Origin of the sequence: Citrobacter sp. Ca225 (genome assembly GCF_030337175.1) — a bacterium.
In the GTDB taxonomy this organism is placed as follows: domain Bacteria; phylum Pseudomonadota; class Gammaproteobacteria; order Enterobacterales; family Enterobacteriaceae; genus Citrobacter_A; species Citrobacter_A amalonaticus.
This window is the reverse complement of the sequence record NZ_JAOWCD010000053.1, coordinates 1-11,309: the sequence shown is the minus strand read 5'-3', so window position 1 is coordinate 11,309 and position 11,309 is coordinate 1. Positions and strand designations below refer to the sequence as shown.

9 protein-coding genes are annotated in these 11,309 nt (G+C 50.1%); 4 read left to right on the top strand and 5 right to left on the bottom strand.

The genetic code is table 11. The features are described 5' to 3' along the window. Positions 1–95 precede the first annotated feature (95 nt). The 5 genes from OGW13_RS05275 to silC all read right to left on the bottom strand — a co-directional run bounded on the left by OGW13_RS05275 (position 96) and on the right by silC (position 6,952). A complete protein-coding gene (locus OGW13_RS05275) occupies positions 96–536 on the bottom strand; it encodes a DUF411 domain-containing protein (protein ID WP_000758228.1) in 441 nt (146 codons plus the stop codon). Positions 537–622: 86 nt separating this feature from the next. Further along, positions 623–3,769 carry a Cu(+)/Ag(+) efflux RND transporter permease subunit SilA gene (silA, locus tag OGW13_RS05270; RefSeq protein WP_022630602.1) on the bottom strand — a complete coding sequence of 1,049 codons (3,147 nt, stop codon included), beginning with the start codon at positions 3,767–3,769 and terminating at the stop codon, positions 623–625. A gap of 10 nt (positions 3,770–3,779) precedes the next feature. Beyond that, a complete protein-coding gene (gene silB / locus OGW13_RS05265) occupies positions 3,780–5,072 on the bottom strand; it encodes a Cu(+)/Ag(+) efflux RND transporter periplasmic adaptor subunit SilB (protein ID WP_115625902.1) in 1,293 nt (430 codons plus the stop codon). Between the two features lie 113 nt (positions 5,073–5,185). Then, on the bottom strand, positions 5,186–5,539 hold the full coding sequence (cusF, locus tag OGW13_RS05260; protein ID WP_001246155.1) for a cation efflux system protein CusF: 354 nt from the start codon (positions 5,537–5,539) through the stop codon (positions 5,186–5,188). Between the two features lie 27 nt (positions 5,540–5,566). Further along, positions 5,567–6,952, bottom strand: a complete 1,386-nt coding sequence (silC, locus tag OGW13_RS05255; RefSeq protein ID WP_287115777.1) for a Cu(+)/Ag(+) efflux RND transporter outer membrane channel SilC — start codon at positions 6,950–6,952, stop codon at positions 5,567–5,569. 189 nt (positions 6,953–7,141) lie between these two features. Here silC and silR point away from each other — a divergent pair, with 189 nt between their 5' ends. The 4 genes from silR to OGW13_RS05235 form a co-directional block, all read left to right on the top strand. Beyond that, positions 7,142–7,822, top strand: coding sequence for a copper/silver response regulator transcription factor SilR (gene silR, locus OGW13_RS05250; RefSeq protein ID WP_115625903.1), 681 nt, complete (start codon positions 7,142–7,144; stop codon positions 7,820–7,822). Further along, entirely contained in the window at positions 7,815–9,290 is a 1,476-nt protein-coding gene (gene silS, locus OGW13_RS05245; protein ID WP_287115776.1) for a copper/silver sensor histidine kinase SilS, read from the top strand. The genes silR and silS overlap by 8 nt, the downstream gene beginning before the upstream one ends. Positions 9,291–9,540: 250 nt before the next feature. Beyond that, on the top strand, positions 9,541–9,972 hold the full coding sequence (gene silE, locus OGW13_RS05240; RefSeq protein ID WP_038633721.1) for a silver-binding protein SilE: 432 nt from the start codon (positions 9,541–9,543) through the stop codon (positions 9,970–9,972). 253 nt (positions 9,973–10,225) lie between these two features. After that, positions 10,226–11,309, top strand: a protein-coding gene (locus OGW13_RS05235) for an IS3 family transposase (RefSeq protein ID WP_287115741.1) whose coding sequence is annotated in 2 segments (ribosomal slippage) — positions 10,226–10,463 and positions 10,463–11,309 — 1,085 coding nt annotated over the 2 segments. Because the reading frame shifts where the segments join, the coding sequence is not laid out codon by codon here. This gene is flagged as partial in the annotation.

The following is an 11,309-nucleotide window of genomic DNA, read 5'->3' as shown; positions in this document are numbered from 1 at the left end:
TCTGTCTTCAGGGTATGTCATGGATGCGATTACCACGAATATCGCCGGCACAGGAGTGCCTGCTACCGGCGTCCCGTTATCAGCCGTTCCGCTGACTATTCGATTCGCTGGAAGACTTTTTTACTTCCATCCGGTGAGAATGCGATAACATCGTAAGCCTCTTTTCGGGCTCCCATCTCCATTCCAGGACTTCCTGCTGGCATACCGGGGGTGGCGAGACCGTATATACCCGAACCAGACTGCATTGCCTTATGTATCGTTGTCGCAGGCACATGGCCTTCAATGATCAAATTACCGGCAACCGCGGTATGACAACTTCGTAGTCCTGCAGGAATAGCATGCTTTTCTTTCAGGGCTGACAGCGCCTGATCATTCATGACGTGAGTTCGTACTTCAAACCCGTCTTTTTCCATCGCTTTGCCCCACAGGGAACAACAGCCACAGTTTTCAGATTTGTACATATCAATCACTTTTTCACTCGCCATCGCGGGTAGTGAAAGGCCGAGAGCCAGCGCCATTAGAACCACTTTTTTCATACTCACCTCTGTATATTATCGATATAAACCCTGACGTCAGGGTGAATCAGTAAAGAAGGACACCCACAGGGGGTGCCCTTTCAGGTTCAGGACACGCTTTTTTTATGTCTGCGCAGCCAGATTAATTTGTAGGCGGCAGGAATAATGAACAGGGACAGCAGCGGAGCCGTGATCATCCCACCAATCATGGGTGCCGCGATACGGCTCATGACTTCTGAACCTGCACCGGTTCCCCAGAGTATTGGCAGCAGACCCGCAATGATCACCGCCACGGTCATGGCTTTCGGCCGGACACGCAGTACGGCACCATGATAGAGGGCTTCATCAAGGCCTTCCGGTGTGAACGTCTCTTTACGGGACAATTCCGGGTGCGCTTCAATGGCATGACGCAGATACATCAGCATGACCACGCCAAACTCTGCTGCCACCCCGGCCAGGGCGATAAACCCGGTTCCGGTCGCCACTGACATATGGAAGCCCTGCCAGTACAGGAACCATATCCCGCCAACCAGGGCAAACGGCAGGCTCATCAGGATCAACAGGGCTTCATCAACCCTGCGGAATGCCAGATATAACAGGATGAAGATGATCATCACCGTCATCGGTACCATCAGTTTTAATTTCTTATTGGCGTGCTCGAGTAATTCAAACTGTCCTGAGAATGCCACACTGGTCCCCGGTCTCAGTTTCACTTTCTCACTGATGGCCGTCTTAATATCGTTCACCACCGACACCATGTCCCTGCCGCGGGCATCAACATAAATCCAGCTGGCTGGCCGGGCATTTTCGGTTTTCAGCATGGTTGGTCCGGAAACGACCTTAATATCGGCAACATCGCCCAGCGTAATTTGCTGCTTCATTGGGGTCAGGATTGGCATCTCTCTCAACGCCTGCGGACTGTTACGGTAATCCTGCGGATAGCGAATGTTAATAGGGTACCGGGCCACGCCTTCAACCGTCTCACCCACCATAGCCCCACCGATTGCTGAAGAGACGAACAGCTGGACGTCGCCCACAGTCATCCCGTACCGGGAAGCTTTTTCCCGGTTAATGTCCACATCAATATAACGTCCACCTTCCAGTCGTTCAGCCAGTGCGGAAACCACACCAGGTACGGTTTTAGCGACTGCTTCGATACTCTGTGCTGTTACATCGATATCCGACAGAACAGTACCCGATACCTTAATACCTATCGGACTTTTAATGCCGGTTGAGAGCATATCAATACGGTTACGGATAGGCGGTACCCAGAGGTTGGCCAGACCCGGTAAACGGACGGTCCTGTCGAGTTCTTCAATAATCTTGTCAATCGTCATGCCTGGACGCCACTGATCCTCAGGTTTCAGTTGGATGGTGGTTTCCATCATTTCGAGCGGAGCAGAATCCGTGGCGGTCTCAGCCTTACCGGTCTTGCCAAAAACTGAGGCCACTTCAGGCACCGTTTTGATTAGTTTGTCCGTGGTCTGTAAGAGCGCAGCAGCTTCTCCAGGAGACACGCCAGGTAACGTTGACGGCATATACAACAGGTCACCTTCGTTAATCTTCGGTAAAAACTCGCCGCCCACCTGACTCAGTGGCCAGATAACAGTGAAAATGGATAAAGCCGCAACCAGCAGGGTTGTTTTTGGCCAGTGTAGTACCCTGAGCAGTAACGGGTGATACGCTTTAATCAGCAACCGGTTCAGTGGGTTACTGGTCTCAGCAGGAATTTTCCCGCGGATCCAGAACCCCATCAGAATAGGGATAACAATGATTGCCAGTATGGCTGCACCCGCCATGGAATACGTTTTTGTAAAGGCCAGCGGACCAAACAGACGCCCTTCCTGCCCTTCCAGGGTAAAAATAGGAATGAACGATAATGTGATAATCAGCAGGCTGATAAACAGCGCTGGACCCACTTCAACGGAGGCGTCAGTGATAACCTTCCAGCGGGTGGCATTATCAATCTGTTCCCCGGGATGCTGATGGTCCCACTCCTCAAGCCGTTTATGCGCGTTTTCGATCATGACGATGGCGGCATCCACCATCGCTCCGACGGCTATTGCAATCCCTCCCAGCGACATAATGTTGGCATTCAGCCCCTGGAAGTGCATGACGATAAAGGCGATACACAGGCCAAGTGGCAGAGAAATAATCGCCACCAGGGCAGAACGGACATGCCAGAGGAACAGTGCGCAAACGACAGCAACAACGATAAACTCTTCAAGAAGCTTGTAACTGAGGTTGTCAATCGCACGATCGATTAACTGGCTGCGATCGTATGTCGTTACGATCTCCACTCCTTCAGGCAGGCTTGCCTTCAGCGTGTCCAGTTTATCCCTCACCGCCGTAATGACTTCGCGTGCATTTTTGCCCGAACGCAGGATCACCACTCCGCCAGCGACTTCGCCCTGACCGTTAAGCTCAGCGATACCACGCCGCATTTCCGGTCCCATTTGTATGCGGGCAACATCACGCAGGTAAACAGGTACTCCATTTTCCCCCGTTTTCAGGACGATATTTTTGAAATCATCAATAGTCTGAAGATAACCGCTGGCCCGGACCATATACTCTGACTCAGCAATTTCAACAGATGAGCCACCGGCTTCCTGGTTAGATGAGCTAAGAGCTTGTTTTACTTCTGGCAGACTGATGCCGTACTGCGTCAGTTTTACCGGGTCAAGCTGGATCTGATACTGCTTAACCACGCCGCCTACGGATGCAACTTCAGCGACATTAGGAATGGTTTTCAGCTCAAACTTCAGGAACCAGTCCTGCAGAGAACGCAGTTCTGAAAGGTCGTGTTTTCCGCTGCGATCGACAAGGGCATATTCAAAAATCCAGCCCACACCCGTGGCATCAGGACCGATTTCAGAACTCACACCAGCAGGCAGTTTTCCCTGAACCTGATTCAGATACTCCAGCACGCGAGAGCGCGCCCAGTACAGATCGGTGCCGTCTTCAAAAATGACATACACATACGAATCCCCGAACTGTGAAAAACCACGCACGGTTTTTGCGCCAGGCACGGACAGCATGGTGGTGGTAAGCGGATAGGTGACCTGGTTTTCTACAATCTGCGGGGCCTGGCCGGGATAGCTGGTTTTGATAATGACCTGCACATCTGACAGGTCAGGCAAGGCATCTACCGGCGTGTTAATAATCGTCCATGTTCCCCAGATGCTGAGAAACAGGGCCCCCATCATGACCAGGAAACGGTTGGCGACAGAGCGCCGGATAATCCATTCAATCATCGTCGTCTCCTCAGTGCCCTGAATGCATATTTACAGGCTGGTCAGACATTGCTGGCATACTGCTTTTTGTTTTTTCAGGGTGGCGCATACGTTCCAGCGCGCCCGTAATATTGGCTTCGGAGTCAATGAGGAACAGGCCACTGACCACCACGGTATCGCCTTCATTCAGGCCGGAGCCGATGCCGGACTGTTGCTGTGATTCATGCAGAACGTGGATCTGTTTCGGCACAAACTTGCCTTCATCATCAACAGTAATCACGCGCTGTTCTTTGCCGGTATCGATAACGGCCTGGCTTGGTATCAGCAGCATCTCCTGGCTTCTGGTATTCAGTTTCAGATAGGCATTCATGCCCGGCTTGAGAAACTCATCCTTATTAGAAACCTGGAGACGGACCTGAAGCGTACGGGTTGTCTGATCCACGCTGGGAAGAATATTCCATTTTTCGACATGGAATGTTTTATCCGGATAAGCCGGTACCGAAATTTCAAACTGCGACGTATCTTTCAGCAGATAGGCGATAGATTCTGGCACTGCAGCGCTGATCCAGACCGGGTCCATTCCCTGAATCTGAGCCACCACCTTATCTTTCGAAATATTCATGCCGGTGCGCAGGTCAAATGCAGTAATGACACCATCAATAGGTGCTTTAATGGTAAAACGGGTCTGAATGCTCCGGGTAGAACGCAGTCTCTGAATATCCTCTTCCGGCATACCTGCCAGGCGAAGCCGTTCCAGAACGCCTTTAATTTGCGTGGAAGTACCACCGGTGCTGGATAACAGAAGGAATTCACTCTGTGCTTCCACCCAGTCCGGAATGGTAATATCGATAAGTGGCGTCCCCTTCTTCACATGATCGCCAATCGTCATGGGGTAGACTTTTTCGACAAACCCGTCAGAACGCGCCTGCACAATAACAAACTGATACTCGTTATAGCTGACATTAGCCGGGATTGTCTGAGAATAATTCAGCATTCCTCGCGTGACTTTTTGCGTTTTTAATCCCAGATTCTGAACCTGGGTTGGGTCGATACGGATCCCGCCACTGCTTTTATCGCCACTGTCATCAGCATATTTTGGCACCAGGTCCATATCCATAAAGGGCGATTTTCCGGGTTTATCAAATTTGGTATCCGGTTTCATTGGGTCATACCAGAAAAGCACCTTTCGTTCCGGTGCCTTTTGTTCTGTTTTTTCTGTCTTTTGTGCTGAGTTTACATACTGCCAGGCAGTAACCGATATCAGCCCCCCTGCTATGAGGCTGCTGATAATTATTGCAGCATATTTTATCTTTAAAGAAGCCATACAATTTTCCGCTAAAAAATCAAAACACCTGGCATATGCGCCTGACGGTTAACTCACACATATACCTATGTGAATGTACAGGCGCACAGGATGTAATCGCTCCGGACAGCCAATCAGGACTGCGTCACGTTAATGCTTTTGAGTAAGGAGATATTGCCCTGCTGAATAAACGAGAAATCGACATGGTTGCCTGTTTTCAGGGCATTAATAGCATCGTCTGCATTAACAAAAGTAAAGCGCATGGTCATTGCAGGCCAGCCCACCGCTGGAATTGCTTCATGCGAAATGGTGATTTTCTTAGTATTCATATCAATGTCTTTAACGACACCGGTGCCCTTGATAACTTGCTGTACCGAAGCATCACTGGCAGTATTCATATCGCCATGCTGATGTGTTTCAGCATGAAGACCGGCAGAAAACATGACAGAGAAGGCACCAAATAAAACGGCTTTAAGTGAATTACGCATTTTAATTTCCTGATTAATTAAATAAATTTACTCTACCCAACCGCCACCCAGCGCGGTAAACAGATTAATTTCGTTAACCTGCCGGGAATAGGTAAGATCGAGAATGGTTTGCTGGGTAGCGAAGAGGGAACGTTCTGCATCCAGCACTTCGATGTAACTGACAGCACCACTTGCATACAATCCTCTGGCACGCTGGAGAGTTATCTGAAGTGAATCAAGATAACGCTGCTGTGACTCAAGTTGCTGGCTAAGGCTGTCGCGCAGCGCAAGCGTGTCGGAAACATCCTTAAAGGCTGACTGAATTTTTTGTTCGTAATTAACCACCGACTGTTGCTGGCGAATTTCAGCCAGCTTCAGATTGGCTTTATTCCTGCCAGCATTAAATATAGGAATTTCAATTTTAGGGATAAAATTCCACATTCCACTTCCTGACGTAAACAGGCTGGACAGCTCCGTACTGCTTGCGGAAAGACCACTGGTCAGGGTAATGGAGGGGAAAAAGGCCGCTCGCGCTGCGCCAATATTGGCATCAACCGCTTTCAGCTGATATTCCGCTTCCATAATATCCGGTCGCTGCAGCAAAATTTGTGAAGACAGATTTGGTGGTAATTTTACTGGTGCGATCTCCCCGCCTTTCATCCCTTTTTCTGACGGAAGTGCGCGGTACGTTCCCAGCACCAGTTGCAGGGCATTGTTTGCCTTAGCCAGATCGCCTTCTCGTTTGGCTATTTCGGCGCGGGTACTTTCGATTTGTCCCCTGGCCTGTTCAAGAGCCAGAACGTTCGTACTCCCGGTCACGAGCTGTTGCTCAACGAAAGCATAGGACTGTTGATAATTTTTCAGCGTTTCCCGCGCAATACGGAGTTGTTCGTACGCCAGTTGCTGGCTGAAATAACTTTGTGAAACGCTGGAGACCAGCAGGATGTGTACGGCCCGACGGGCTTCTTCGCTGGCAAAGTAGTTCTGGCGATCAGCGTCACTCATGTTCTTAAGTTTGCCGAAAAAATCGAGCTCATAGCTGAGTTCCAGACCCGCGTCGTACTCCTGTGTGGTCGGCTTGTCGCCTTTCAGACCACCGCTGTATGTGATCCCGGATGAGGCATTCAGCTGGGGATAACGATCTGCATCCGTGACGTTGAACTGGGCCCGGGCCTCTTCAACCTTCAGGGCAGCCATTCTCAAATCGCGGTTATTATTCAGGGCTTCAGTAATCAGCCGTGTAACCTGGGGATCGACAAAAAAGTTACGCCAGCCCGTATCCTGATAACCATTCACTGCTGGCGTCAGGCTGTTTCGGGACAGTGAAAACTGCTGGGGTACCGGTGCTGCCGGGCGCTGATATTCAGGTGCCAGAGAGACACAACCGGCCAGGATGAATATCGTGCTAATGCTGAGTAATTTTAATTTGAACATAACGCTTCTCGTCCAGGCAGACCTGGTAAATGGTTCAAATGAAGTCCAGAGTATTACCAGGGTTACTTTACAGAATGCACTCTGTTTGTCGGGTGACAGGATAATGACAATGTTGTCATTTTTGCTGTAATCCGTTGATAACGATCGTGGGCGCAATAGAATGACCTTAGCAGCCAGCCGGGGAGCAAGATGAAAATATTGATCGTCGAAGACGAAATTAAAACAGGTGAATATCTCAGCAAAGGGCTTAGAGAGGCAGGGTTCGTAGTGGATCACGCTGATAATGGTCTTACCGGATATCATCTCGCCATGACAGCCGAGTATGATTTAGTCATTCTGGACATCATGCTGCCTGATGTGAACGGCTGGGATATCATCCGGATGCTGCGCACTGCCGGAAAGGGTATGCCGGTCTTACTGCTGACGGCCCTCGGCACGATCGAACACAGGGTCAAAGGACTGGAACTGGGTGCGGACGATTATCTGGTTAAACCCTTTGCGTTTGCCGAACTGCTGGCCCGGGTGAAAACCCTTCTGAGGCGGGGAAACACGATGATCACGGAAAGCCAGTTTAGGGTGGCTGATCTCTCGATTGATCTCGTATCCAGAAAAGTCAGTCGCGCCGGAAACCGCATTGTGCTCACCAGTAAAGAGTTCAGCCTGCTGGAATTTTTCATTCGCCATCAGGGAGAGGTTCTTCCCCGTTCCCTGATTGCCTCTCAGGTCTGGGACATGAATTTTGACAGCGACACTAACGCGATTGATGTCGCCGTAAAGCGACTCCGCGCTAAAATAGACAACGATTACGGGACAAAGCTGATCCAGACTGTCCGGGGCGTGGGCTATATGCTGGAGGCCCCGGATGCATAGCAAACCTTCCAGGCGCCCTTTCTCACTCGCCCTGCGGCTGACCTTTTTTATCAGCCTGTCCACGATACTGGCTTTTATCGCCTTCACCTGGTTTATGCTGCATTCTGTTGAAAATCATTTTGCCGAGCAGGATGTCAGCGATCTTCAACAAATCAGCACTACCCTGAACCGTATACTGCAGTCCCCGGTGGATCCGGATGAAAAAAAAGTAAGCAAAATAAAGGAGTCGATTGCCAGCTACCGCAACGTTGCCCTTTTGCTCCTCAATCCCAGGGGGGAAGTGCTCTTTAGTTCAGCGCAGGGGGCGGCACTACACCCGGCCGTGAATTCCGCAGATTTTAGCGAGCACAGCCGCGCACGGGATGTCTTTCTCTGGACGGTGGAGGATCCTGCGAGACCGATGGATACCGGGTCTGAAATGAAGATGGAAACATACCGGATTATCGCCTCCTCTGGCCAGGCGATATTTCAGGGCAAACAGCAGAATTATGTCATGCTGACTGGCCTCTCCATTAATTTCCATCTCCATTACCTCAATGCGCTGAAAAAAAATCTGATTGCGATCGCCGTCGTGATAAGCCTGCTGATTGTTCTGATCATTCGCATCGCTGTCCGTCAGGGGCACCTGCCCCTTCGTAATGTCAGCAATGCCATTAAAAACATCACCTCCGAGAATCTTGATGCGCGGCTGGAACCGACACGCGTTCCCATTGAGCTGGAGCAACTGGTTATCTCGTTCAATTATATGATTGGAAAGATTGAGGACGTCTTTACCCGCCAGGCCAATTTCTCTGCCGATATCGCGCATGAGATCAGAACGCCCATCACCAATCTGGTGACGCAGACTGAAATCGCACTGAGTCAGGATCGAACCCAGAAGGAACTTGAGGATGTCCTCTACTCCAGTCTTGAAGAGTATAACCGGATGACCAAAATGGTCAGCGACATGCTGTTTCTGGCACAGGCGGACAATAACCAGCTTATACCTGACAGGGTCCGTTTTGACCTCAGAGCAGAAGTCATGAAAGTCTTCGAGTTTTTCGAAGCCTGGGCCGAAGAACGCAATATCACGCTCAAATTTAACGGGATGCCCTGCCTGGTTGAGGGAGATCCACAAATGTTCAGAAGAGCGATCAATAATCTGTTATCCAATGCCCTGCGTTATACCCCGGAGGGACAGGCCATCACCGTCTCAATAAGAAAGCAGGAGAGCTTTTTTGACCTTGTGATTGAAAATCCAGGGAAACCGATCCCTGAAGAACATTTATCAAGGCTGTTTGACCGTTTTTATCGGGTGGATCCATCCAGACAACGAAAAGGAGAAGGCAGCGGCATCGGCCTTGCGATTGTGAAGTCAATCGTGGAAGCACATCACGGAAGAGTGCAGGTGGAATCAGACGTACGCTCCACGCGTTTTATCTTATCCGTGCCCAGACTGGAGAAAATGATCCCGGAAACCCAATGCTGAAAATAAAGATGTAAATGACAAAGATGTCATTAGCCTGTCATGCAGCAAACAGAAGCCATTCGATATAATTAGTGCAACTTATCAGGAAGGCTGGATTGCTTCATCAATACCCGGCGTCAGAGTACGCCAGGAAATGAATATCCAGCCCTCTTCCGGAGAAATAAACGCTGCCGAACTTGTTTCAGTTATGGAACTGAAAACACCGGTTGTACTTCCCCGGACATCACTAATTCAGAAATGGAGAGTTATCATGAAAAATATCGTATTAGCATCTTTGCTGGGCTTTGGTTTAATTTCATCGGTCTGGGCCACTGAAACCGTGAATATCCATGATCGCGTCAACAATGCACAGGCTCCTGCTCACCAGATGCAGTCTGCTGCGGCTCCTGTCGGGATCCAGGGGACTGCTCCTCGTATGACCGGTATGGACCAGCATGAACAGGCCATTATTGCTCATGAAACCATGACGAACGGCTCGGCGGATGCGCACCAGAAAATGGTGGAAAGTCATCAGAAGATGATGGGAAATAACACGGTATCCACGACCGTCCCGTCAACGTCTTACGCGGCGATGAATGAGCATGAAAGAGCAGCGGTTGCCCATGAATTCATGAATAACGGGCAATCCGGCCCACATCAGGCCATGGCCGAAGCGCACCGCCGCATGATCAATGCAGGCTGAATGCGACGGTAGTATCCGTGCTGTTACCTTTTCCCTGATAGATTTTCCTGAAACAACGTTGCTACATTTTTGCCCCCCGTCAGGGGGCTTTTTTGTCTGACTCAGCTACACTTAACCGGTACCTGTCTGAAAGGAATTATTATATGAAAATCAAAAACACCCTTTTTGTAATATTAATGTTATCCCTGCCTGAATCGCCACGGGTTTAACAGACACCTCAGAGTCATTTAAGATGGCTTAAAGAGAGGTGCCCATGAGCGGTAAGCGTTATCCCGAAGAGTTTAAAATTGAAGCAGTCAAACAGGTTGTTGATCGCGGTTATTCTGTTGCCAGCGTTGCAACACGTCTCGATATCACCACCCACAGCCTTTACGCCTGGATAAAGAAGTACGGTCCAGATTCTTCCACTAATAAAGAAGAGTCAGATGCTCAGGCCGAGATCCGCCGTCTCCAGAAAGAGCTGAAGCGGGTTACCGACGAACGGGACATATTAAAAAAAGCCGCGGCGTACTTCGCAAAGCTGTCCGACTGAGGTACGCCTTTATCCGTGACAACACCTGTTGCTGGCCTGTTCGCCTGCTCTGTCGGGTGCTGGATGTTCATCCCAGTGGTTTTTACGCCTGGCTTCAGCAGCCGCATTCACAACGCCATCAGGCAGACCTGAGGCTGACAGGGCAGATTAAACAGTTCTGGCTGGAATCGGGATGCGTCTATGGTTATCGCAAAATCCATTTGGATCTGCGGGACAGCGGGCAACAGTGCGGAGTGAACAGAGTCTGGCGACTGATGAAACGTGTCGGGATAAAGGCTCAGGTCGGATACCGGAGCCCGCGGGCACGTAAAGGCGAGGCCAGTATCGTGTCGCCCAACAGGCTCCAGCGACAGTTCAATCCGGATGCTCCGGATGAGAGTTGGGTAACGGACATAACCTACATCAGGACCCACGAAGGCTGGCTGTATCTTGCCGTGGTTGTTGATCTGTTCTCACGCAAAATTATCGGCTGGTCCATACAATCCCGGATGACAAAGGACATTGTCCTGAACGCACTGCTGATGGCTGTATGGCGGCGTAATCCCCAAAAACAGGTGCTGGTTCATTCGGATCAGGGCAGTCAGTACACAAGCCATGAGTGGCAGTCGTTCCTGAAATCACACGGCCTGGAGGGCAGCATGAGCCGTCGCGGTAACTGCCATGATAATGCGGTTGCAGAAAGCTTTTTCCAGTTGTTGAAACGTGAACGGATAAAGAAAAAAATCTACGGAACGCGGGAAGAAGCCCGCAGCGATATTTTTGATTACATCGAAATGTTTTATAACAGTAAGCGTCGGCATGGTTC

What these genes read in the sequence shown, in the direction of transcription:
- OGW13_RS05275 (WP_000758228.1), bottom strand. Translation starts at nt 536, where the DNA reads ATGAAAAAAGTGGTTCTAATGGCGCTGGCTCTCGGCCTTTCACTACCC.
- silA (WP_022630602.1), bottom strand. Translation starts at nt 3,769, where the DNA reads ATGATTGAATGGATTATCCGGCGCTCTGTCGCCAACCGTTTCCTGGTC.
- silB (WP_115625902.1), bottom strand. Translation starts at nt 5,072, where the DNA reads ATGGCTTCTTTAAAGATAAAATATGCTGCAATAATTATCAGCAGCCTC.
- cusF (WP_001246155.1), bottom strand. Translation starts at nt 5,539, where the DNA reads ATGCGTAATTCACTTAAAGCCGTTTTATTTGGTGCCTTCTCTGTCATG.
- silC (WP_287115777.1), bottom strand. Translation starts at nt 6,952, where the DNA reads ATGTTCAAATTAAAATTACTCAGCATTAGCACGATATTCATCCTGGCC.
- silR (WP_115625903.1), top strand. Translation starts at nt 7,142, where the DNA reads ATGAAAATATTGATCGTCGAAGACGAAATTAAAACAGGTGAATATCTC.
- silS (WP_287115776.1), top strand. Translation starts at nt 7,815, where the DNA reads ATGCATAGCAAACCTTCCAGGCGCCCTTTCTCACTCGCCCTGCGGCTG.
- silE (WP_038633721.1), top strand. Translation starts at nt 9,541, where the DNA reads ATGAAAAATATCGTATTAGCATCTTTGCTGGGCTTTGGTTTAATTTCA.